At 57.5% G+C, this 23,659-nt stretch carries 20 protein-coding genes and 2 pseudogenes; 5 read left to right on the plus strand and 17 right to left on the minus strand.

Features of this window, described 5'->3' with window-relative positions:
* From AACY11_RS09175 to AACY11_RS09190, 4 genes are read right to left on the minus strand one after another with little or no spacing between them, the layout of a single operon-like run.
* Complete coding sequence (locus AACY11_RS09175) at positions 1–1,086, minus strand: polyamine ABC transporter substrate-binding protein (RefSeq protein ID WP_339494490.1); 1,086 nt, start codon at positions 1,084–1,086, stop codon at positions 1–3.
* 55 nt (positions 1,087–1,141) lie between these two features.
* On the minus strand, positions 1,142–1,486 hold the full coding sequence (locus AACY11_RS09180; RefSeq protein ID WP_339464224.1) for a cupin domain-containing protein: 345 nt from the start codon (positions 1,484–1,486) through the stop codon (positions 1,142–1,144).
* A 30-nt stretch (positions 1,487–1,516) separates the two neighbouring features.
* Complete coding sequence (locus tag AACY11_RS09185) at positions 1,517–2,923, minus strand: NAD(P)/FAD-dependent oxidoreductase (RefSeq protein ID WP_339494491.1); 1,407 nt, start codon at positions 2,921–2,923, stop codon at positions 1,517–1,519.
* 52 nt (positions 2,924–2,975) lie between these two features.
* Positions 2,976–3,791 carry a helix-turn-helix domain-containing protein gene (locus AACY11_RS09190; RefSeq protein WP_339464226.1) on the minus strand — a complete coding sequence of 272 codons (816 nt, stop codon included), beginning with the start codon at positions 3,789–3,791 and terminating at the stop codon, positions 2,976–2,978.
* 263 nt (positions 3,792–4,054) lie between these two features.
* Here AACY11_RS09190 and AACY11_RS09195 point away from each other — a divergent pair, with 263 nt between their 5' ends.
* Positions 4,055–4,327, plus strand: coding sequence for a DUF1652 domain-containing protein (locus AACY11_RS09195; RefSeq protein ID WP_339464310.1), 273 nt, complete (start codon positions 4,055–4,057; stop codon positions 4,325–4,327).
* Positions 4,328–4,387: 60 nt separating this feature from the next.
* Here the strand turns inward: AACY11_RS09195 and AACY11_RS09200 are convergent, their stop codons facing one another.
* Entirely contained in the window at positions 4,388–6,862 is a 2,475-nt protein-coding gene (locus AACY11_RS09200; protein ID WP_339494492.1) for a UvrD-helicase domain-containing protein, read from the minus strand.
* 143 nt (positions 6,863–7,005) lie between these two features.
* Complete coding sequence (locus tag AACY11_RS09205) at positions 7,006–7,143, minus strand: hypothetical protein (protein WP_339464229.1); 138 nt, start codon at positions 7,141–7,143, stop codon at positions 7,006–7,008.
* On the opposite strand from AACY11_RS09205, the gene AACY11_RS09210 reads away from it, so the two are divergent.
* A complete protein-coding gene (locus tag AACY11_RS09210; protein WP_339494494.1) occupies positions 7,142–7,837 on the plus strand; it encodes a pirin family protein in 696 nt (231 codons plus the stop codon). The two genes, AACY11_RS09205 and AACY11_RS09210, sit on opposite strands and share 2 nt — an antisense overlap.
* A gap of 74 nt (positions 7,838–7,911) precedes the next feature.
* Here the strand turns inward: AACY11_RS09210 and pgm are convergent, their stop codons facing one another.
* The 4 genes from pgm to AACY11_RS09230 all read right to left on the minus strand — a co-directional run bounded on the left by pgm (position 7,912) and on the right by AACY11_RS09230 (position 14,154).
* On the minus strand, positions 7,912–9,558 hold the full coding sequence (pgm, locus tag AACY11_RS09215; RefSeq protein WP_339464231.1) for a phosphoglucomutase (alpha-D-glucose-1,6-bisphosphate-dependent): 1,647 nt from the start codon (positions 9,556–9,558) through the stop codon (positions 7,912–7,914).
* Between the two features lie 105 nt (positions 9,559–9,663).
* Positions 9,664–11,064: an aminotransferase-like domain-containing protein gene (locus AACY11_RS09220; protein ID WP_339464232.1), complete on the minus strand. Its 1,401-nt coding sequence runs from the start codon at positions 11,062–11,064 to the stop codon at positions 9,664–9,666.
* 49 nt (positions 11,065–11,113) lie between these two features.
* Complete coding sequence (locus tag AACY11_RS09225) at positions 11,114–12,580, minus strand: hypothetical protein (protein WP_339464233.1); 1,467 nt, start codon at positions 12,578–12,580, stop codon at positions 11,114–11,116.
* Positions 12,581–13,131: 551 nt separating this feature from the next.
* On the minus strand, positions 13,132–14,154 hold the full coding sequence (locus tag AACY11_RS09230; protein WP_339464234.1) for a zinc-dependent alcohol dehydrogenase family protein: 1,023 nt from the start codon (positions 14,152–14,154) through the stop codon (positions 13,132–13,134).
* A 269-nt stretch (positions 14,155–14,423) separates the two neighbouring features.
* Between AACY11_RS09230 and AACY11_RS09235 the strand changes: the two genes are divergently transcribed.
* Positions 14,424–15,338 carry a LysR family transcriptional regulator gene (locus AACY11_RS09235; RefSeq protein WP_242489501.1) on the plus strand — a complete coding sequence of 305 codons (915 nt, stop codon included), beginning with the start codon at positions 14,424–14,426 and terminating at the stop codon, positions 15,336–15,338.
* A 99-nt stretch (positions 15,339–15,437) separates the two neighbouring features.
* Here AACY11_RS09235 and AACY11_RS28345 read toward each other — a convergent pair.
* A pseudogene (locus AACY11_RS28345) lies at positions 15,438–15,974 on the minus strand (methyl-accepting chemotaxis protein); the annotation flags it as partial.
* Positions 15,975–16,298: 324 nt separating this feature from the next.
* Positions 16,299–17,381 (minus strand): annotated as a pseudogene (locus tag AACY11_RS28350) (HAMP domain-containing protein); the annotation flags it as partial.
* A gap of 383 nt (positions 17,382–17,764) precedes the next feature.
* On the opposite strand from AACY11_RS28350, the gene AACY11_RS09245 reads away from it, so the two are divergent.
* Positions 17,765–18,898 carry a lactonase family protein gene (locus tag AACY11_RS09245; protein WP_445261977.1) on the plus strand — a complete coding sequence of 378 codons (1,134 nt, stop codon included), beginning with the start codon at positions 17,765–17,767 and terminating at the stop codon, positions 18,896–18,898.
* A gap of 164 nt (positions 18,899–19,062) precedes the next feature.
* Here the strand turns inward: AACY11_RS09245 and AACY11_RS09250 are convergent, their stop codons facing one another.
* The 3 genes from AACY11_RS09250 to AACY11_RS09260 all read right to left on the minus strand — a co-directional run bounded on the left by AACY11_RS09250 (position 19,063) and on the right by AACY11_RS09260 (position 21,003).
* On the minus strand, positions 19,063–20,241 hold the full coding sequence (locus tag AACY11_RS09250; RefSeq protein ID WP_339494497.1) for a sugar transporter: 1,179 nt from the start codon (positions 20,239–20,241) through the stop codon (positions 19,063–19,065).
* Positions 20,242–20,384: 143 nt separating this feature from the next.
* Positions 20,385–20,669, minus strand: a complete 285-nt coding sequence (locus AACY11_RS09255; protein ID WP_339464239.1) for a hypothetical protein — start codon at positions 20,667–20,669, stop codon at positions 20,385–20,387.
* Between the two features lie 67 nt (positions 20,670–20,736).
* The gene (locus AACY11_RS09260) at positions 20,737–21,003 is read right to left on the minus strand and encodes a hypothetical protein (protein WP_339464241.1); all 267 of its coding nucleotides are present in this window, start codon (positions 21,001–21,003) and stop codon (positions 20,737–20,739) included.
* Positions 21,004–21,245: 242 nt separating this feature from the next.
* Between AACY11_RS09260 and AACY11_RS09265 the strand changes: the two genes are divergently transcribed.
* Positions 21,246–22,172, plus strand: coding sequence for an HTH-type transcriptional regulator ArgP (locus tag AACY11_RS09265; RefSeq protein WP_339494498.1), 927 nt, complete (start codon positions 21,246–21,248; stop codon positions 22,170–22,172).
* Positions 22,173–22,253: 81 nt separating this feature from the next.
* On the opposite strand, the gene AACY11_RS09270 is transcribed toward AACY11_RS09265, so the two are convergent.
* Both AACY11_RS09270 and AACY11_RS09275 read right to left on the minus strand, forming a co-directional pair.
* Positions 22,254–22,844: a GNAT family N-acetyltransferase gene (locus tag AACY11_RS09270; RefSeq protein ID WP_339464243.1), complete on the minus strand. Its 591-nt coding sequence runs from the start codon at positions 22,842–22,844 to the stop codon at positions 22,254–22,256.
* On the minus strand, positions 22,841–23,398 hold the full coding sequence (locus AACY11_RS09275; protein WP_339494500.1) for an RNA polymerase sigma factor: 558 nt from the start codon (positions 23,396–23,398) through the stop codon (positions 22,841–22,843). The genes AACY11_RS09270 and AACY11_RS09275 overlap by 4 nt, the downstream gene beginning before the upstream one ends.
* Between the last annotated feature and the right edge of the window lie 261 nt (positions 23,399–23,659).

A 23,659-nucleotide genomic window follows, 5' to 3' on the forward strand; every position in this document is an offset into this window, starting at 1 on the left:
TCAGCTACCGGTACGGATCTTGTTCCACACCCGCGTACGAATCCGGTCGATGTTCAGCGGCATAGCCTCAAGCGCAAACAATTTCCCCATCATCTGCGGACTCGGATAGACCTTGGTGTCGTTCTTGATCGCCGGATCGATCAGGCTGTCGGCCTGCTCGTTGCCGTTGGCGTAGTGCACGTAATTACTGATGCCGGCCATCACGTCCGGACGCAGCAGGTAATTCATGAACGCGTAACCGGCCTTCTCGTCGGGCGCATCGACCGGCATGGCGACCATGTCGAACCAGATGGCGGCGCCTTCCCTGGGAATCGCATAACCGATATCGATGCCGTTCTTCGCTTCCTTGGCACGGTTTTGTGCTTGCAGAATGTCGCCGGAGAAGCCAACCGCTACGCAAATGTTGCCGTTAGCCAAATCGCTGGTGTACTTGGAGGAATGAAAGTAGCTGATGTAGGGCCGAACCTTCATTAACAAAGCTTCGGCCTTCTTGTAATCCTCGGGGTTCTTGCTGTGGGGGGGCAGGCCCAGGTAATTGAGCGCCGCCGGCAGCAGCTCCGGGCCGTTGTCGAGTATCGCCACGCCGCACTTTTGCAGCTTTTCCATGTACTGCGGTTTGAAGATCAGGTCCCAGGAATCCACGGGCGCATTGTCGCCCAACACCGCTTTGACCTTGGCAACGTTATAGCCGATGCCGGTGCTGCCCCACGGATACGGGAAGCCGTGCTCGTTACCCGGGTCGTTGGTCTGCAAGGCTTTGAGCAGCACCGGGTTGAGGTTCTTCCAGTTGGGCAACTGGCTCTTGTCGAGCTTCTTTAGCGCGCCGCCCTGAATTTGCCGGGCCATGAAGTGGTTGGAAGGAAACACCACGTCGTACCCCGATTGTCCGGTCATCAACTTGCCGTCGAGGGTTTCGTTGCTGTCGTAGACGTCATAGGTGACGCCAACGCCTGTCTCTTTCTCGAAATTCCTGGTGGTGGCCGGCGCGATGTAATCGGACCAGTTGTAAACCTTGACCGTTTCGGCGGCATGACTGATGGAGGCAGCCAGCAACAGCGGCGCCAAGGCGAGGGTTTTCTGGATCATGAGTCGATTCCTGTAGAGGCTATTGTTGTTGGCAGGCAATCAAAGGATCAAACAATCAGAAAATCAGCACGTAGCTCTTGCGCACGGTTTCCTGGATATCCCAGATACCGAGCGTGTTGGCCGGCAACATCAGTGCGTCGCCACCTTGTATGTGCAGGGTTTCGCCACCGTCGTCCGGGGTGAACGTGCAGCGGCCGGAGATGAAATGGCAGAACTCCTGAGCGGTGATCTGCCGGCGCCAACGGCCGGGTGTACATTCCCAGACGCCGGTTTCAACGCCATCGTCGCGCTCGATGCTGGTGGTCGAAGCGATGGCGATCGGCTCGCCGAGGGGCACGGCCACCGGGCTGGATTCTTCAAGTTTCAGCGAGGCGGTGTTTTTGAACTGGGTGATGCTCATGGCGTTACCTGTCTTGTGAATAAACAACGTTTAGTGCATGAAACCTTCCATGAAGCCCGCCACTTGGCTGGCAAGTTTGCGCCGCCAGGGCGCCGTCGCCGGGTTGACCAGGGTTTGGTCTTCGTGGACGAAACTCTTGATGATCGCGTTGTAGCCCAGCCAGCGGCACGGCTCTGGCTCCCAGGCGCGCAGCGCGTGAATCCCGCCATCGGGCAACACCCACGGCTGGTTAACCAGTTCGCTGTCACGCTCCAGAATCAGATCCGCCAGGGTGCGACCACCGAGGTGGCTGGCACCGACGCCCTCCCCGCCATAGCCGCCGGACAGCGCGATACCGTTGGCCCGATCGCAGAGCATGTGCGGTTTGAATTGCCGGGACATGCCGAGATTGCCGCCCCACGCGTGGGTGATCTGCACGTTTTTCAGTTGTGGGAACAGTTCGCCGAACAGATAACGGCGCAGTTCAACTTCATCGCGGGTCAGGTCAAAGTTGTGGCGCAGCTTGCCGGCAAACTGATAGCCGCCGCGGGCGCCGAAAACCAAGCGGTTATCGGCGCTGCGCTGGCCGTAGGTGACTTGGCGGCTGAACTCGCTGAAGGCCTGGCCGCGATTGAGGCCGATTTCGTCCCAAGTGGCAGCGGACAGCGGCTCGGTGGCGACAATCAGGCTTTGCACCGGCAACTGATAGCGACCCAAGGGCGGCAATGTCACCGAATAACCTTCAACCGCCGGCACGATCCAGCGACTGCGTACGCTCGCCTTGGCGGTGCGCAAGCTGCCCGACTGCCAATGTGTGACCGGGCTGTTTTCGAAGATCTTCACACCCATGTTTTCCACGGTACGCGCCAGCCCCCGAACCAGTTTCGCCGGGTGCAGGGTCGCTACGTGGGGGGCGTAAATGCCGCCATAAGGCTTGGCGACACGGATCTGTTGCGCCAGTTGCTCGGGGCTGAGCCAGCGGTAATCGTCGTCGGTCAGGCCTTGTGCGTGCAGCTTGGCCAGGTATTCACGCAGAGACGCTTCCTGCTCTGGATAACGTGCAGCGCAATACAACACACCGCCCTTACGATAATCGCAGTCAATGCCCTCACGTTCGATGACAACTTCGACCTCGTCGGGGATGGCGTGCAGCAGATCATACGAAGCGCGACGCTGCTGCGGTGACAGCCCGGCGAGCAAGCGCTCCTCACCCAGCAAATTACCCATCAGCCAGCCACCATTACGGCCAGACGCTCCAAAACCGGCGGTTTGCGCCTCGACGATTGCAATGTCGAGGTCGGGTGCGTGTTTCTTCAGGTAGTACGCCGTCCACAGCCCCGTGTAACCGGCGCCGATGATCGCCACGTCGACATCAAGGTCCTGTGTCAGCTCCGGCCGCGCGGTCAGCGGCTCATCGAGTTGATCCATCCACAAACTGATAGTGCGCCACGCCGGCATGCAAGACTCCGCCACTGAAAACCTTCGATGGCGTCGATCCTAGTGCGCTTGCTCAGCCGAAGTCTTGCGCGCGTGCCCGCAAAGAAATTTGTTTGGCGTAAGCCTTGGGTGACTGACCGGTGTGCTGGCGGAAACAGCTATAAAACGCCGATATTGAATTGAATCCGGCAGCGAACGCCATTTCGTCAATGCGCAGAGGTGGGGCCGCATCGTCCAGAGATCTGAGCAAATGCTGCAGCCGCGCCTGGTTGACGTATCGATAGAAGCTTTGACCAAGGACTTGATTGAGCAAATAGGAAATCTGATTGCGGCTGTACCCACACTCCTTCGCCACACGCTGCAAGTCGAGTTGTGGATCAAGGTATGGCTGCTGACGCTCGAAGTATTGCTGCAGGTCTTCGGCCATAAAACTCAGCTGTCGCGGCGAAAGGCCCAGCCGACTGACCGCTGGCCGCTGATTCGGCGCAGCCTTGTTGCTGGCCTGCGCACGCACAAGTGAAGCGTATTCGTTGACGCGCCAGATCAGCCCGTCCTTGACCGTGATGGCTTCGCTGGAGCGGAACGACACCAGGCCGTCACCGCCGCGCAGGGTCACTTCGTATTGAATGAACGCCGTGTTGCCATCGACGCGGATGCGGTCGCAATGCTCAAGGGTTTCGTCGGATTCTCGCGGCATGCTCACGCGCACGTACTCACGCAAGTCATCGAGGCTGAGCGCACGGTTCTGGAAGAAATCGTTGTATTGGATCTCTGGGTGGTACAGCGCCATGACACTGTCCAGATCGCGGTGTCTCCAGCTCAAGTGGTAACGCATGACCGTCGCGGCTGTGGCCTGGGTCTGTTCGGGGCCGTCATCGTCGGCGTGCATATTAGGCTCGGCGAAAAAGATTCGAGCTTGCCCAAGATCGCCACGCGCATCAATGATTAATCCATAGTGGCATTTTGTCGACGACTGCGTAGGCCGTGACTTACATCAAAAAATGCGAAGCAATCGCAAAATGAACTGAAAAATCTCACAGTAGTTTCACATCAGGATGCTACTTTTAATGTCAATCACCGGTTGAGCCAATGAAGGCTCTTCCCACCTCACATGAGCAAAAGGAAGCGCTCGATGAAGAAGGCGGGCAACACATGAATACAAGTTCAAGCAAAGTCACGTTCCCCAATGCATGCCAGCTGATGCGCTGGCATTTTCATCCCATGGGTTTCGAGGCAACGATGGATGCGCCGGGCAGCATGATCGCCCGTCTGTTTGATCGTGCCAGCGGCGAAACCATGATCGCCATCGCCGGCATTCCTTGTGCCACGGTGATGAATGCGGCGGATGTCGAGCGAATTATCGAGGCTGTGGAGGATGAGCTGGAAGCTTTCATTCCTCCAGAGTCTTTTAGGAATTACGCGTAAGGTTATGATTTAAAACAAAAAAATCCCGTATTTTTACGGGTTTTTTTGTGGATGATGCTTTCAGGCGCTTTGCCTTGCAGCACGGTGATCAACGAAGAACGGCTTGCCCTTGGCGATCCGGTCGGACGCCCGGGGCATGTTCACTGCTTGCGCTTCCTGCGGTTCGACATACCAGTAGCAATGACTCACCGCTCGGGTGATACCGACGTACGCCAGGCGCAGGATTTCATCTTTCTGCGCGCTGTCGTAAGGCTCGTTGTCGCCGCTTTTGCCCAATCCTGCCATGCGGTAGACCTGATTCTTGTAGGGCGAACTGGTCAAGTGCTGACAGTCACCGAGCAAAAACACCGCATCGGCCTGCAAGCCTTTGGCGCTGTGATACGTCAGTTGTTTCAAGCGCCGCGCTTCGTACGGCAAGCTCGAATCAACATTAACTACTGAGCGAATATGCTCGTCAATCAATGACTTATCGCTACTTTTTCGATAAAGCATCAAGATCGAATGCCCCTGACGATAGTGTTCGGCGAGGCGCTGCCCCAAGGCCTGATCGTCGCGTTCCAGCACGTTGACCGGCTGCAGTGCCTTGGGCTCACCGCTGGCCTTGGCCTTCTTGCCGGGAATGGCCGGGGCGGCACGAACGATGTGTTCAGCCGCATCGATAATGTGTTGATGACTGCGATAGTTGTCACTGAGCATGACCCGGGTGGTGCTCGGCGACGGGAACTCCTGGTTGAACGCCATGAAATAACTCGGCGAACTGCCGCGCCAGCCGTAGATCGACTGCCAATCATCGCCCACACACAGCAGCGACGACCGCTGCGCACCGCGTCCGACATGCATGGCCGGCCCCCGACTGCGGATTTCGCCGAGGCTGGCGCGAATCCACGAAACGATCTGCGGCGAAACGTCCTGAAATTCATCGATCATCAGGTGCGACATCGGCCGCAGTAACTCATCGCTGAGTAGTTTGAGGTTTTCCGGCGAGTGCTCGCTGAACAGCGCAAACATACGGTTGTAGGTCATGATCGGTGGCTTTTGATCGAGCAGATGGTCTTCGAATGCCCGCCAGAACAGGCTTAGCGCCTCGAAGAAAAACCGGTCCGGATCATCCTTGGCAAAACTCATGCGAGCGACAGCGTCTGGCACATCCAGACCCAGGTTCTCGATGAAGCCTGCTGCCGACACGAAGCAGTCGAGCAGTGGCGCCGAGGCCAGTTCGCCTTTGACCTTGTAATCGAAGCCCGGGCCGGCGCTGGCATCACCAGCCAAAGTGGCGAGAACACGCCTTGATGACTCGTAAGTATCTAGCCATATCAATGGCTTACGACAGAATGCTTGAAACAGGGTGCGTTTTACCGCCCACTCTGCGCGTATGGAAAGCTTAGCGTTTGGCCGGCTGAGCTGCGCATCTTCCCGTGGGTCAAAACCCAGAACCACCCAGGCATCAAGGTTGGGGATATAGCCATGGCAATGGAATGTCGAACCGTTGATTTCGAAGGTCTGGCGATTCGGTTCGACCCCTTGGATAGGCCAGGCGCCAGCGCGAAACCACAAATCTTCAATGGCATCACAGAGTTCTTCATCCCGCTTGGCCGCCAGTTCGGTGACGGCCATGCGTTTTTGTACATCCGGGTGATCGCGCTCCAGCTCCTTGAGCTGCATGCCTGCCTTGGCCATCGGCTGGATTAGCTGACGGAATCGCTCGTCCTGAGTGACCAAGCGGTGGTAGCAGGCATTGAGTTGTTGGCGCTGGGCGTCGTTGATGCGCAGGTCGAACGGATTGCTGTCGACCTCCTCGTCAGCGCCCGGAGCCCGATGACTAAGGTTCTCAAATGCCTGCAAACGCTCGAAACCCGGCAGGCTGCGCACCATCGGCAGGATTCGCGAGTGAAAGGTTCGCACCAACTCTCGTGCCTGCTTCAGGCCCAAAGCCTGACCCCAGAGCGCAAACAACTCGATCAGTTTATTGATGAAGTCTTTGCGCGACTCGCGGGTGAACGTCACCACGGTCATCGAATCGAGCTCAAAACCCAGGTAATGCGTCAGCAACACAATACGCAACACCAGCGTGGTCGACTTGCCCGCGCCGGCACCGGCAACCACGGAAGTCGAAGGCGTATCGCTGAAAATCATCTTCCACTGCGCAGCACTCGGCTGGGCATGTGCTGGCAGCAGACGCGCGACATCAGCCTTCATGCGTTTCTTCAGCTCGGCCGTCAACGGCAGGCGCCAGTCATCGAACAAGTGATTATCGACACCCGGCGGGCAATGCTCGGTGCTGCGACTGTCGCGAATCAGCAAGACCTGCCGACCTTCCTCCAGCCCATCGAGCTTGCCCTCTTTATAGCCGTACTCGACGCCTGCGGTGTGACCACTGCGAAAACCGTCAGCCTGGCCGTGCAACCACGATGCCCGATGCTGGGCGCGCAGACGGGTCAAGCCATGGCCGAAGAAACGCGCAGCAAGACGCTTGAACCAGGGCATCTCGGCCAATGGACGAAGTTCGGGAGGAAGATCGGGGGTGTGTTGCGCCACGCGAAGGGCTCCAGTGGGTAAGGCGGTTGGCGGCTATGGTGTCTGTATTTGCTGTTGAGTTCTAGCGAAATGCTTACAGCTCATTGGTTTAGGTGATGAATTGAAAGTGGCGGGAGACAGTTTCGACGTGGTCTTTCATCAAGTTATTCGATGCTGATGCCGCATTTTTTACGCTTTTTATCGATACCTTCCTGATAGATGATCGCCGTCATAAACCACCGGTCTTGTGCCGGGTGCGGACACAGCGCCCCGTGACGAACCTTTTTTGAGGAGACGATCATGCTTGAACTCAGACCTTTCAGCTCGCTGGGCGGCGCCCATCATGGCTGGCTGGATGCCCATCACCATTTTTCGTTCGCCGAATACTACGATCCACAGCGCATGAACTGGGGCAATTTGCGGGTCTGGAACGACGACGTGATTGCCGCCGGCACCGGGTTCCCGCAACACCCCCACCGCGACATGGAAATCATCACCTATGTGCGTGAAGGTGCGATTACCCACCAGGACAATCTGGGCAACAAGGGCCGCACCGAAGCGGGCGATGTGCAAGTGATGAGCGCCGGCACCGGCATCGCGCACAGTGAGTACAACCTGGAAGCCAAGGACACCAAAATCTTCCAGATCTGGATTCTGCCGACCGAAACCGGCGCTGCGCCGTCGTGGGGTGCGAAACCGTTCCCGAAAGGGCATCGCGAAGGCTTCGTGACCTTGGCAAGCGGCAAGGACGGTGACGACCAGAGCCTGCGAATTCGCGCCGATGCTCGCTTGGTCGCCGCCAATATCAAGGCCGGTGAAACCGCCGAGTATCACCTTGATGAAGGGCGCCGGGCTTATCTGGTTCCGGCCACCGGCGTGATTGAAGTCAACGGCTTGCGTGCACAAGCTCAAGACGGTGTAGCGATTGCACAGGAGCAGGTGCTGACGGTTACGGCGATCGAAGACAGTGAAATCGTATTGGTGGATTTGGCTTGATTGCTTGATTCAACAAACAAAAAAGGGGCAGCCATGACGGCTGCCCCTTTTTTAGGCTTCGCGTTTATCGAGCCCTACTGGCTGGAAATGGCACCATCGACCAAGGTCTGCGCTTCGGCCACCAACTGCTTTAAGTGATCATCGCCAATGAAGCTTTCGGCGTAGATTTTGTAGATATCTTCAGTGCCCGACGGACGTGCTGCGAACCAGCCGTTTTCGGTCATGACTTTCAGACCGCCAATGGCCTGATCGTTGCCCGGCGCGTGACTGAGGATGCTCTGGATCTTCTCGCCGGCCAACTCGGTCGAAGTGACCTGCGCAGGCGACAGCTTGCTCAGCAGGGCTTTCTGTTCGGGATTGGCCTTGGCGTCAACGCGCACAGAGAACGGTTCACCCAGTTCGGCGGTTAGCGCGTTGTAAGCCTGACCTGGATCGCGACCGTTGCGAGCAGTCATTTCCGCGGCAAGCAATGCCGGGATCAGGCCGTCCTTGTCGGTGCTCCAAACGCCACCATCCTTGCGCAGGAACGATGCGCCGGCGCTCTCCTCGCCACCAAAACCCAACGAACCATCGAACAGCCCCTCAGCGAACCATTTGAAACCGACCGGCACTTCGTACAGACGTCGACCCAGGCGCTTGGCGACGCGATCGATCAGACCACTGCTGACCACGGTTTTACCCACGGCGGCATCGGCACGCCAGTGCGCACGGTTCTGGAACAGGTAATCGATGGACACCGCCAGATAATTGTTCGGCGCGAGCAAACCACCAGATGGCGTCACGATGCCATGGCGATCGTGATCAGGGTCGCAGGCAAACGCCACGTCGAAACGATCTTTGAGGCCAATCAATCCCTGCATCGCGTAGCTGGACGATGGGTCCATGCGAATCTGGCCGTCCCAGTCAACGGTCATGAAACGGAACGTCGGATCGACTTCCTTGTTCACCACCTCCAGGTCCAGACGATAGTGCTCGGCGATGGCCGACCAGTAGCGCACCCCTGCTCCGCCCAACGGATCGACGCCCAGATGCAGCCTGGCATCACGAATCGCATCGAAATCGATCACGTTGATCAGATCGGCCACGTAGCTGTTTACGTAGTCGTGACGGTGAGTGGTGCTGGCCTTGAGCGCCTGCTCGTAGCTGATCCGTTTAACGCCAGCCAGTTTATTGACCAGCAGTTCGTTAGCCTTGGCTTCGATCCACTTGGTGATGTGGGTGTCGGCCGGGCCGCCGTTGGTTGGGTTGTATTTGTAGCCACCGCTTTGTGGCGGGTTGTGCGACGGCGTAATGACGATGCCGTCGGCCAGGCCCGAGGTGCGGCCACGGTTGTAGCAGAGAATGGCGTGGGAGATGGCAGGCGTCGGCGTGTATTCATCACCTTCGGCGATCATTACTGTCACACCATTGGCCGCCAGTACTTCCAGCGCGCTGGCCCCGGCCGGGGTCGACAGTGCATGAGTATCGATACCGACAAACAGCGGACCGGTAATCCCTTGAGCCTCGCGGTAAAGGCAGATCGCCTGACTGATGGCCAGAACATGCCATTCGTTGAAACTCAAATCGAAGGAACTGCCCCGGTGACCAGAGGTGCCGAACGCCACGCGTTGCGTTGAAATGGAAGCGTCAGGCTGGCCGGTGTAATAAGCCGTCACCAGTCGCGGGATATCGACCAACAATTCTGCCGGTGCCGGTTTGCCCGCAAAAGGACTGAGAGTCATGCAAAACCTCTGGAATAGAGTGGTTCAGAAATAGAGCGCAGTTTACTGGCAGTTTGACCGCAGCGCGATGGGATCTATCCGGCACACTTGCGATGTTTTTTAACGTTAATCGTCGGGCGCCAGACGCAATGCGTCGCCCAATAGCCCGACAACGCTGACCAGTTCGTGATCCCCAAGACCCAGCGGGCTCAAACGCAGATGGTGCGCATGCAACCCCTGCAGACTGAACAGCTCCCCCGGCGCAATAATGATCTGTTGCTTGAGCAGACGCTGAAACACGTTACCCATATCGACCGGCCGTAACGAACGGACCCACACAGTCGCCCCACCCTGCGGTTCTGCAATCTGCAGCGCGTCGCCCAGGCGCTCGCGCAATAGCTGGATCAATTGCGTACGGCGTTCCTTTAGCATCCGCCGCAATACGGCCAGGTGCTGATCCATCCGGCCACCCCCCAACAGTCTGGCGATGGCCTTTTGGCGAATGGGTGACAATCGGAACGCACGCAGCAGGAAATGGCGTTGCAATTCACGGCGCCAATGATGCGAAAGGACAAAACCGAACGGTGCCTCTGCACCGATGAATTTTTCGAACGAGGAAAACACCAGCAAGCGATCGGGATCCAGCCAGTCCCGCAGGCGCCGGGAGTCTATCCGCTCGTCAAACTCGCTGTAGCAGTCGTTTTCCAGAACCCAGGTGCCATGGCACCCCAGCAGATGCGCAACGGTCTGCCGATTGGCCTGAGACAGCAGGCTCCCCTGAGGCATGCTCAATACCGAAGACAAAAGGATCAGCCGCACCGACTCTTTCTTGAGCAACGACTCCAGTCGTTGTGGATCAATCACTCCCCCGTCCAGCAGTGGCAACTCGATGACGCGCACGTCGGCGGCCTCCAGGAGACGCAAGATCACCCAATCACAGGGCGATTCGACCACCACGGTGGCCCCGCGCAACTCAAGTACCGAAATGAGTATCTCCAGCACACCACGAAGATCGGCACCGATATAGACGTCATCCGCATGCCAGCAGTTAACCGTTGACGAGGTGTATCGTGCGGCCAGGACCGTGCGCAATTCCAGTTCACCGCTGGGTTGCACCAACCATTGCGGCTGGCGTGGATACTGGCGTAGCAGTTCACGTTCGAGCATCAACAACGGGCTGTCCAGCGATTGCAGTGATGCCGGATCGTCGTCGCTCAACACGCGCATTCCCGGGCGCTTGGTGTTGACGTAAACAGTTTCCAGCATATCCCTGCCGCTACCGGGCAAATCCATGGCGGGCAATGCTTGCGCGTAATAACCGGATTTGGCTATCGAATAGACTCGCCCCTCCTTTTCCAGTAGCGAATAGGCGTACTGGACGGTCGAGATAGAGACATTCAGCCGATCAGCCAGTTGGCGCAGTGAGGGCAAGCGCGCTGCCGAACCACTCCCCGCGTCATCGATCAGTTGCGTCAGATAACGATAAACCGCCTGATAAACGAAGTCGTTTTCCCGCGTTGCTTTCACGAGCTCGCCTTCATGGGCTCTGATTCACCTTTTGGCAAATGGATCACGATCAGCCTTCCGCCGACCGATCGACTGCCGACCCGGAATCTACCCCGTCCAGGCTCGCGTTTTGCTCGGCGACTTCGCCGGGGGAAGGCATCTGAATCGGACTCATGGCGTAAAGACGAACAATCAGTCCGACCGACAAACCGCTGACATCGGTCATCCACTTCAGGACCTGCTCGGGTGCATGCAGGCCCTGCATCGCCCGGTGCAGATCCGGCAGCGCAACCAACATCCCGGGATGGCAATTGCGCAGGAACCGTTCAAGCCCGCAACCGCTATCAATGAACGGTGCGAACAAAAGACACGTCAGCTGGATTTCGCTCAGATCAAAACGGGTTTGCAGGCAGCACTCCGCCTGCAAGCGCAACTGGCCAGGCTCCTGCAGATTGCCAAAGCTGGAAAGCAGCTGTTCGCACACCGGTTCGGGTAACTGTTTTGCGCGCATCGTTGCCAGGCAGCTTTGCAGGTAATCGCTGATACCCGCCTCGTAGGTTCGCCCCTCGATGAGTCGCGCCTGAAGGCCACACAAATGCGCTGCCACCAGGGGATCGGCGTACTCATCATCACCTTGATACAGCGCCAGGTCATCGGCCTGAAATCCAAGAAAGTCACTCAGCAAGGGCCAGCGCTCTTCAAGCTTGCCGACGATCATGTCATTGATGCCGATGAAACTGGTGCGTCGACAGGTTTCAAATTGACCTTCAGGACGCCACGCGACCCGCTCCTCGTCCGTATAGAACTCGCGATAGTAGTCGCCACCGAGTCCGTCAAGCAGCGGAAAAAGCGTTTCGAAGCCCGCGGAACTGGCTAGCGACCCGGCGATTGCCGCTTTCTGCACCGCACGGTTCAACCCATCGAGAAATTGCTTCTGACGGCGCGGGGATTCGCTACCGATCATCGCATCGACACCATTGTTCCAGCGGGCGACCTGACCGTAGTACTCGGCGGTGGCCAGATAAGCGTCATCCCAAAACTCCAGCGTTTCACTGAAGGTCCTGCGGTGACCGAGCAGCAGCAAGTTGATACGGTTAGCCTCACGCCCTTCGTCACAGATAGGTGCCTGATGATCAAACGGCAAGACCTGACGATGATCCACCATCAACAACTCGACTCGTGGGTCATCGTACAGAAACAGTGCGCTGTAGCTGCGATGCATGTTTTGCAATGCCGTCTGGCTATTGCCATTCCAGCGCAAAGTCGCCACCCGCAACTGGAAGGTCGCGGGTGCACGCCCTGCGATACTCAACTGCGCAGCCCGCAGCAATGCAAGCGTGTAACAACTGTCGCGCGAGCCGGTCTGGTTCACCAGCACCTTGAAATGGCCAATGTTCTCCATGCCGCCAGCGGCCACGGCCAGTCGCTGTATCAATAACTGCAACGCCGTGCGCTCTGCACGGGAAAAGAAGCTCAGCAAACGCTGCAATACCTGCTGGTAGACATAATTCATAGCCTGGTCATGGATCGTGCTCATCGGTATTTACCCGGTATCAAAAGTTTCATGCCATAACGACGGAAATATCAGCCGCACGACAATTCATCAAGTAAGTAATAGACGCTCAAATGCTAACACTTACAAATTCGTAGTTATTTGAAACACTTGAGCTGCTAAAAGCCCGCCAATCACCGGAGGACAGCTTCAAGCCCCTGTATTTGTTTGGTTTTTTTCTATGTTGAATATTCCTAGGAAACTTCCCACAACGTCCCACGACAAGTGAGTACAAAAAATAGAGAAGTAGTTTCCGAATAGGCCTACAACAATTAAACAGGAGTCGGCGCGTTCAACAGCGCTAGCCGTTTTATGTAATGCAGGACAAATTGAATGCACAGCCATGGCTCATTCCTTGAGATGAAAGTAATCCTTCAATTATCAGGGCTTATAGTTCGATTAGAAGATACAGATCGGGAGCAAAAACCAGTTCAGTTGCTGAACTGTCCGCAGGCAGCGCCAAGGAAGTCTGTTGTTCTGCAGAGGGGGGATAAACGCAAAGGAGTCCGTGGGGCCACGGACTCCAGGGCCAGGCTTTACGCCGGTTCGACTTGAAGAGCGACCCGTTCGCGGCAGGGGCATTCGTCCATATAGCGATGCGCTTCGACGAACTCGTTGAACGGGAATACACGGGTCTTGAGCGGCACCAGCACGCGGTCAGCGGTCAACTGGTTGATGTCACGCAAGGCTCGTTGCAGGGCGACGTGATCCTGGGTGATGCCCAGTTCCGGTTTGCCGGTGAAGTTGCCGATGCAATGCACGAAGAACTGAATATTTTTCTGGAACGCCGCACACGCTGGAAATGGCGTCTGGTTACCGCCTTGCAGACCATACAATACAAGGCTGCCACGCGGTGCAAGGACATCGCCAAGCAGCGACATCTGCGGACCGCCAAGGCCATCGAAGACGACGTCGACACCACGGTTGTCGGTGATCTTGTTGATTCGCATCAACAGATCTTCCTCTTCGGTGACAATGACCTTTTCCGCGCCAAGGGACATCAGGTATTCGCGCTCTTGCGCCTTCTTGGTCGCGGCAATCACCCGCACGCCCATCGCCTTGCCCAACTGGACAAACGAAGGGCCGGCGCAATGGCTGGCGTCGGTCACCAGAGCAAACTGTCCCGGTTTGACCCGCGCCAGATCGGCGTAAGCAAAATAAGCGATCAGCAGCGGTGTGTAATGCACGCTCGCTTCGATTGGGCTGAGCACATCCGGATAACGGGTCAGCGCGGTACGCGGCAGCACAATCGACTCGCCGTAGACGGGGTAGTCATTCGGGCTTTCAGCCGGGAAACTGGCGACCTTGTCACCAACGGACAGGTCTTCGATATCGGCACCGACCGCCGTGACCACACCGGCCATCTCATGGCCAAGGCCTGATGGCAGGCGTGCCTGGGACGAGGCCAGGTTTTGACGCCAGAGCGTGTCGTACCAACTGATGCCGATTGCCTCGACACGCACCTGCACTTCGCCAGGACCTGGCTGAGCGGCCGCATGCTCTTCGCATTTGAGCACCTCGGCCGGACCAAACTTGTGAAAACGGATCGTGCGGGACATCGCAAACCTCGTCAAAGTAACCTCTAATGCCCTGAACTCTATCTGGGCTTTTAACCCAAGACTATCAGTGGCTATTAATAGTCGACATGCCTGTCATTGATTCCGCAGCATGGGTGGCATGGGTGAAATCCATGAAAAACGGCTGCCACCGTCTGAGTAAAACTGAATTTACGGGTGCAGAGTAACAGCCTTTCCCCGTAAGATTCATGCCGGCCATTGTTCTCATATGGCCGCTCTCGTCAAGCTTGATGACTCTGCCAGGACTCCAGATGAATCGTAATGACCTGCGTCGTGTCGACCTGAACCTGTTGATCGTATTCGAAACATTGATGCACGAACGCAGTGTGACCCGGGCGGCGGAAAAACTGTTTCTCGGGCAACCGGCGATCAGCGCGGCGCTTTCGCGCCTGCGCAGCCTGTTCGATGACCCACTGTTCGTGCGCACCGGCCGGAGCATGGAGCCGTCCGCCCGCGCGGTGGAAATCTTCGCCCTGCTCTCGCCCGCGCTCGACTCGATTTCGACCGCGGTCAGCCGCGCAGCGGAGTTCGACCCGGCGACCAGCACCTCGGTGTTTCGCATCGGTTTGTCCGATGACGTCGAATTCGCTCTGCTGCCCATGCTGCTAAAACGCCTGCGCGCCGAGTCGCCGGGGATCGTACTGGTGGTGCGTCGGGTCAACTACATCCTGATGCCGGGTTTGCTGGCATCAGGCGAAATCTCCATCGGTGTCAGCTACACCACAGACTTGCCGGCTAACGCCAAACGCAAGGTCTTGCGCCGTAGTCAGCCCAAGTTGTTACGTGCCGACACCGTACCCGGCCCACTTAGCCTTGATGATTACTGCGCACGCCCGCATGCGCTGGTGTCGTTCGCTGGTGACCTCAGTGGCTTTATCGACGAAGAACTGGAAAAACTCGGCCGCAAACGCCATGTCGTACTCGCCGTGCCGCAGTTCAACGGCTTGAGCACGTTGCTGGCGGGCACCGACATCGTCGCAACCGTGCCGGACTACACCGCCGATGCACTCACGGCGGCCGGTGGTGTTCGAGCAGAAGATCCGCCGTTGCCGACCCGAACGTTTGAACTGCACATGGCTTGGCGCGGGTCGCAGGATAACGATCCGGGTGAGCGTTGGTTGCGGTCGCGGATTCAGATGTTTTTCGGCGACCCTGACAGTCTTTAGACGAACACCAAGTACGTATTGCCGAGAATCGCTTCGACCATTCGATAGACTGGCCGAGTGAAAACGATGAAAGTTCACCGCTTCACTCGGGTAGGGATACTAATATTTGAAGCGACCCACCAGGCCTTTGAGCTGACCAGAAATTTCTGTCAATCGACCCGAGCCAGTCTGTGAGGATTGGGCAAAGCCTTCGACCAGTTGGGCATCGGCATGAATCTGCGCGATGTGCCGATTGATCTCTTCGGCCACCTGGTGCTGCTCTTCGGCGGCTGTGGCGATCTGGGTGTTCTGGTCGCGGATCGAGTCCACCGAGCCACGGATCTTGTCGAAGCTGTCACGCGCCTGCTGGATGCGTTCCACACTGGCGTGGGACACCTGCAGGCTGCCTTGCATCTGCTGCGTGACTTCCTGGGTGCGGCGGGCGAGATTGCCCAGCAAGCTGTCGATCTCGCCGGTGGAGTCGGCTGTCCGACGCGCCAGGGCGCGGACTTCGTCGGCGACCACGGCGAAGCCTCGGCCCTGGTCTCCGGCGCGTGCCGCTTCAATCGCTGCGTTGAGCGCCAGCAGGTTGGTCTGCTCGGCAATCGAGCGGATGGTGTCGAGAATGGTGTTGATGTTCTGGCTGTCCTGCTCCAGCAACTGCATGGTCTGGGTGGACTTTTGCAGGTCTTCGCTGAGCTTGAGCACGCTGCCGGTGGCTTCGCCTATGTGCTGCTGGCCGTCATGTACATCGCGGTAGCCTTCGTCGGCACTCGACGCGGCGGCGCTGCACGAACGCGCAACTTCGTTGGCAGTCGCGACCATTTCGTTGAACGCCGTGCTCACCAGTTCCACGGCTTCACGCTGGCGACCTGCAGCCTGGTTCATGTTGTTGGCCACTTCGCTGGAGTCGGCGGCGGCGGCCTGCAGGTCAGATGAGGCATTGCCGATGCGCTGCACCAATTGTGCAATCATGCCCAGGAACTGGTTGAACCAGCCCGCCAGACCGGCGGTTTCGTCCTTGCCCTGCACCTTGAGTTGGCGCGTCAGGTCGCCTTCTCCTTCGGCGATTTCTTGCAGGCCGTCGGCCACGCCGCGAATCGGACGCACGATGACGCTGGCAAAGCTGGCGCCTACAATCGCAAACACCAACGCCAATGCCGCTGCAATGGCCGCGATCAACCAAGTCAGGCGGGTGGCGTCAGCCATCACTTCATCACGCTTGATCAGACCGATAAAGCGCCAGCCCAGGTCCTTGGAACTGACCACGTTGGCCATGTAGGGTACGCCATCGATCTCGATCTGGGTCACGCCGTCGCCTCGCTTGGCCAGTTCGGCGTAGTTGGGGCCCAGGTCAGCCAAGGGTTTGAAATTGTGCTTGGCGTCGCTGGGGTCTACCAACACGTTGCCGTTGGCTTCCACCAGCATCAGGTAGCCGCTGTCGCCCAGCTTGATGTTGCGCACCAGTTCGGTGAGCTGTTTGAGCGACACGTCCAGGCCAACCACGCCCAGGATATTCCCGGCGGCGTCGGCGACTGTGTGCACGGTGCCGATCAGCGTCACATCGTCCGGGGCCCAATAGTAGGCACCAGTGCGCACGGTGGCACCTGGCGCGGCGATGGCCGCTTTGTACCAGGGACGTACGCGCGGGTCGTAGCTGTTCAGTTTGGTGTCGTCTGGCCAACTGGCGTAGCCGCCGTCGCTCAGACCCAAGGACAGGTAAGCGGTACTCGGATGGCTTTTGGCAAACTGGTCGAATATCGCCAGCAGCTCTTTGTTGGTCTGAGTGAGGGGGATTTGCGCTGCATCGGCGCCAGCGTAGTTCTTGAGATCTTTGGCCGCGATAACGCGTGGATCCTTGGCTACGTAGTCGACGTTTTGGCTGATGCCGTCAAAAAACTGCTTCATGCCATTGTCGATCTGGCGGATCTCGCGACCGCTGCTGTCGAGGAAATTGGCCTGGGCCCCCTCTCGCAGATTCAGCACTACCAAAACGGCGACCAAAATGACCGGGACGCACGCGATAGCCGCGAACGCCCAGGTCAGCTTCTGCTTGATATTCATGACTTCACCTGCGGGTATTTATAGTTTTGGCAAGGAGAAACGCTAGCGCTGAACGTTGCATGTGTTGTTATAAGGAGATAGAGCCCATGCGTAATTGAGTTATCGACCGCGACGGTGCGCACTTTAGGGCGATACCGATACCTGCCTTCAAGCAAGAAAGATACGGCGTCTTAGAACACCTCTCGAATCCGTGTGTTTAGAAATGTTTTAAGGTCGCGGGTTATTGTCGTGCTCCTTGAACGTCATCGAATCACGCCAATTTCAGGTAAAAAAACCGCTTTTCAACCAAGAGGTAACTTTCCAGCCTGAGAAAATAGCGATTGATGTCATCCAAGGACAGTCATAGGATGACTGACCACAATCATAAAAATAAGGGATCATCTGTGAGAACGCCCCTCCTCTTGACCGCTGCGGTTGTCTACGGTCTCAGCCTGCAAGCCAATGCCGACACCTTTGCCTATATCTCGAGCCCGGGAGACGGGCTGATTTCCCAGTACAGCCTTGACCAGAACAACGGCGCGCTGCGCCTGATTGACCAGGTCAATGCCGGTGATCAGGTCAACCCCATGGCCATCACCCCTGACGGCAAAGTGTTGTTTGCGGCCTTGCGAGTCAAGCCGTTCCAGGTGCTGGGTTACAGCATCGATCCCAAGAGCGGACATCTGACTCCACTGTCCAAAGCGCCGCTGGCAGAAAGCATGGCTTACCTGTCTACCGACAGAAAAGGACACGCCCTGCTTGCTGCATCCTACGGTGGCGACACCATCACCGTTCAGCCCATCGACAAGACCTATCAGCCTTCTGCCAGCATCCTGAGCTACAAGACAGGCCCGCATGCGCATTCGATTCGTACCGACCCGAGCAACCGTTTTGCCTACGCGGGCAATCTTGGTGCGGACAAGGTCCTGCAATATCGCCTCGATGCCACCACCGGCGCGCTCACCCCTATCGGCAGCGGTTACATCCGTGTCGCGGACAATACCGGGCCTCGGCACCTGGCCTTTTCCCCGAATGGCAAATACCTGTATGTGGTCGGTGAAATGAGCGGCACGGTCACAGCGTTTTCAATCAATGACAGCACCGGCGCATTGACTCAGATTGCCGTTGCCAATGGCATTCCCGAGCGTTTGAAACTGGCTCACGGCGAAGTGCGTGATGCACGTAACAACGACTTGAAGGACGACCCGACACCACGCATATGGGCGGCGGACCTACGGATCTCGCCCGATGGCTCGCTATTGTTGATGACCGAGCGCACCAGCAGTTCGGTTTCGGCATTCGCAGTTGACCCTTCAACAGGCGGCTTGAGCTTCATCGATAATTACCCGGTCCAAGAGAAGCAGCCACGCAATATCGCTTTTTCACCCAATGGGCGCTGGTTGCTGGTGACAGGCGAGAAAAGCGAAAAAGTCGGCACTTACGCAATCAGCAACAACGGCGCGCTGAAACGTGTCGGTGAAGCGGCGTCGGGCAAAGGCGCAGTATGGATTGAAGTGTTGAAAACGTCGGCGAAGTAATTAAGGCTCGGCGCATGGAGGTCGGGGGTTGGCTCATTCCGTCCTCCCTGTCGATGATGATCTTTCTTTGGCTAAGGGCACATCTTGCGCCGATGGGCGACTGCACCCGCCTCTTCGGTTCGAACTGGAATTAAAACTCAATCAAAAGGCCCGTGAGCTCAATTTCAAGCTCCGGGCCGAGTGATTCGAGAAACTGACAAGCAGTAGAACGCCAGTGCCAGCGCCGCCAACGTACCGCCCACCACGCCAGTGAACGCAAAGCCTAACTGGCCGCCGACCCAACTGCCCAGCAGTGCCCCGCCGCCAATGCCGACGTTATAGATCCCGGAAAACAGCGCCATCGCCACATCGGTCGCGTCCGCAGCCAACACCAGGACTCTGGACTGCAACGCCAGCCCAAACCCCATGATTGCCATCCCCCAGAACAGGCTCAGCGCGCCCAGGTACGAGACCTTCCCACTCAACGGCCACAGCAATGCCAGGCACAAGGCAAGCAACGACACGCAGATGATCAGAAAGCGCTGCGGGTTATAGCGGTGCAGCCAACTGAACAGCAGCGAGCCGAAAATGCCCGCACCGCCGAATAGCAGCAAAATAAGGGTCACCACATCGCCACTCAGGCCCGCCACCTGCTGGATGAAAGGCTCGATGTAGCTATAGGCAGTGAAATGGGCCGTCACTACGACGGCCGTCAGGAGATAGAGCGCTACCAGCGCAGGTCGCTTCAACAACAGGGGCAGACTTCTGAGCGAGCCTGAGTTCTGGCTGGGCAACAACGGCAAGGCCTTGGCCAGCCAGAACACCAGCACAGTGGCCAGCACCGCGATAACGATGAAGGTGGTGCGCCATCCCATGGCCTCGCCCAATAGCCGGCCTAGGGGAATTCCCAGCACCATCGCCAGGGAAGTACCGGTGGCCAGCAAACCAAGGGCCTGGACCTGCTTGCCCGCTGGCGCGAGGCGCACCGCCAGAGAGGCCGTGATCGACCAGAACAACGCATGCGACAACGCCACGCCGACCCGGCTCACCAGCAGGACACCGAAACTGTTCGCCAGACTCGACAGGATGTGACTGACGATGAATATCCCAAACAGCACGAGCAACAACTTGCGCCGCTCGACGTTGCGGGTCATCAGCATGATGGGCAGCGACGCCAGGGACACAACCCACGCATAAATCGTCAACATCAAACCGACCTGAGCGGTGGACATGTCGAAGCTGCTGCCAATCGAACTCAACAGACCGACAGGTACAAACTCGGTGGTGTTGAACACAAACGCAGCCAGGGCCAGTGCAATGACCGGATACCAACTGCCCTCGGTTGTCGCCGTAGAAGTGTTCATTGAAAGCCACATTACTCTGTCGATGTTTTGTACACCCATTGCCTGGAGCATCCGGCGACAGGTGTTTCGGCGGCGACTGTACTATAAACAAACGGCGACTTGTCCAACGGGTTCGAAGCGCACTGGCCAGTGGCAACAGGGGCTCATTGACCAACGTAACCTTTGAGGCGCATGCAATCATTTGTCAGGTCGATCTGTTTTTCCGCAATAACGATGCCATCCCCCACGGCACTGCCCATGCCGTGGGTCTTGTCGTTCGCCGCCGGCGTTGAATGGTAGCTGGCAGTTGCTGCTTTGGCCTGGTACTGGCATTGAGCTTTGTCGTGCTGGATGTCAGCAGCACTTGCGCCTGACCTGGCCCAATCGTGAACAGAGGTCACACACGCGCTCAACAGCGTAGCGAGCACCGCAACAATAATTAACTTCATGGTTTGTACCGCCTATAGATTTAAGGTTTCAAGGTTCCTGGACTGATTCGGATTGCGGTGAGGGAGATCACTTGCAAACGAACGTCACGTTGGCCACTTCATGCTCCTGATCCGCCGGCATGCGCGATTGCACATCAAACTCACCGACTTGCTTTCCCAGCGATGCACACTTGTTGTTGGCGCGGTTCAAGGCCAACTGACGCGCGCCTGGGTGAGTGCCTTGCGACAGTAGACTATTCGCCGAGGCCTGGTACTCATAGGGTCCCAGTTTCAAGTCGTGGGATTGCCAGACATAGTTACAGACCAATGCAACAGCACTCACAGCAATAATCATGTTGAGTTTCATGGCAAGTATCGGACGCTGGACATTTGTTTCTCCATAACGCTCACCCTACGGGGTCAATAACGCTTCAACGCTGTCATCCGGAATTTCGATGACGCCTTGGGCGACGCGTTGCGCGGGGCAAAGCTGCTCTATGTCGCCGTGGCGCAATGATTGAGCAGTTCGCTATCGAGATGAAGAAAAACGAAGTATCTTTCAGTGACCATTAGAAATACTTAACGAGCGTAGCGGCCATGCAACTTGATGCAAAACAGATGCAGGCGTTCCTGGCCGTGGTCGACAGCGGTAGTTTCGAGAAGGCGGCAGAACGTCTTAACGTAACGCCGTCGGCGGTATCGCAACGCATACATGCTCTGGAAGTTCGTCTGGGCAGTTCAGTGATCGTGCGCGCAAGGCCGTGCGAGCCCACCCAGACGGGACGAAAACTGATGCTCTATCTTCGCCGTGCGACAGTGCTTGAAGAAGAACTCCTCAATGATCTGACCGGCGACGAACAAGATCATCTGCGTGTGGTCATCGCGGTCAATGGCGACACCCTGGCGACATGGTTCTTTCCTGCACTGGCCGAGATATTCGTCAACGAAAACATTCTGCTCGACGTTGTGGTCGACGATCAGGATCACACCTACGCATTGCTCGAAAGTGGTCAGGTGATCGGCTGCATCGGCACACGCTCAGAGCCTATGCGAGGTTGTTTTACAGAGCCGCTGGGGTCAATGCGTTACCAGTTGGTGGCATCGCCAGCGTTTCAGGAGCGATGGTTTGCGAAGGGCTTGACCCGCTCTGCTGCGCGCAAGGCACCTGTATTTGCCTATTCGCGCAAGGACACCTTGCAGTCTGATTTCATGCAGTCACGTTTCGTCCTGCACGCAGACGCCTACCCCACGCACTACTTGTCACTTCCAGAAGCACGCCTCAAAGCCATACGCCGTGGTCTCGGCTACGGGATGGTGCCGTATATGCAGGTGAGCGATTTGCTCAAAAGTCGGGATCTGGTGGACGTCGCGCCGGAACACTTCACCGATGTAGCGCTTTACTGGCACGCCTGGGCGTTGCAATCACCGCGCATGGAAGCGCTTTCGGAGCGAGCGGTCCATGCCGCACGGCGCATCTTGAGCAGCAAGGGGCCGGTAAAACGCTCCACCATGCCCAAGCAGTAAGCCGCGCCACTGTGCGTCGGGAATACACTCGGCAGCGGCGACTTGAGTCGCCGCTGCACAGTAGTGGATGAAAATGGGCCCTTAGCGTAAAGCCCCCTGCTCAACATCAAGCGGCCGAGCCATGGCCAGGCCCTCCTCGCACAGCGGCAACCCGAACAACAGCACGTCTGCCCGCTCCTCGCCAAAACGGGCGATACGGGGCAAGCGCGCCCAAAGCACCGCACCGATCGACTGCACGATGTGCTGACTGGGGACGTTGGCGGCCATGATCCAGGCCACGAGGGTTTCCAGGCCAAACTGGCGGCCGAGTATCACCGTGGCATGGCCCAGGCGTACGCCGATGCCGCTGCCGTGACGATCGGCGCGCACATAAATCGCCGTTTCACCGGTATTGCGGCACGCCTGAGTCCCCCAACTGAAGCGATTGATCGACAGCCAGCCAACCACTTCGCCGCCGCGCTCCAGTACATACACCGGCAAGCCGTCGCGTTTATAAAGGTTGATGTAGAACGTCACTTCTTCGAGCGTCATGGGCCGGGTCACCGGGGAATTGGCGCCGGTTCCCGCCGTTTCGTTGAAGATGTCCATCATTGCCGGCAAATCGGCGTCACAGGATTCACGTACGCCCCTAGGCAGGACAGTCGGCTGAGGCCGGCGGACAAATACGTTCATGCGCTGGCCCTCTCGTTATAGACGCTGCTCTTCAACTGGCCCCGGGCCCGCGCCAGGCGAGAACGCACAGTGCCGATAGGCACGCCCAGTTGCTGCGCAGCGTCCTGATAGCTGATGTCTGAGTCCACGACCAGGTCAATCACGGCGCGCATGTCAACCGACAAGTCGTCGATGGCTTCCAGGGTGCGGCTGAGCAAGCGCTGGTGCTCACTGACCTGGCTCGGATCATGACCATATTCCAGGCTTTCGATTCCTGAATCTTCCAACACGGTGTTCTGCGGCCGGCGATAGAAGTTTTTGAAGTGATTGCTGACCAGATTAGTGGCAATGCCGAACAACCAGGTTTCCGGTTTCGATGCCCCGGTGAACTTGTGCTGGTTACGCCAGGCTTCCAGATAAGTCATCTGCATCAGATCGTCGACATCGGCTGGATTGAATACCCGTTTGGTAATGAAACCGCGCAACTTTTTCTCGCTGCTGTGTGCCAGACCGCCCAAATCCAGTTTGATGGCGGCAATGACTTTCGCTTCCGTTTGAACACGACTCGATTCCACGCTTGATCCCTCATCACTCACGCTATGCCGACAGTGGCGGGAGGGATAGAGAGCAGCGAGCGTACCAACCTTGGTACTTTTTCAACCGACTGTTTTTAAACAGTTTTTAAACCTGAAAAACGTGATTTTTGCCATTTGTTGCACTTTTGACAAAAACCCCGTGCCAGTTCTTGCACAGGTTTTTGAACCTGACGACAACGAGGGAACCCGACGCCGCCAAACGCCACTCACTGCCCACCTGTATAGCGGTGGAACGTGCGC

This window comes from Pseudomonas sp. RA_105y_Pfl2_P56, from assembly GCF_963970845.1.
Taxonomy (GTDB): Bacteria; Pseudomonadota; Gammaproteobacteria; order Pseudomonadales; family Pseudomonadaceae; genus Aquipseudomonas; species Aquipseudomonas baetica_A.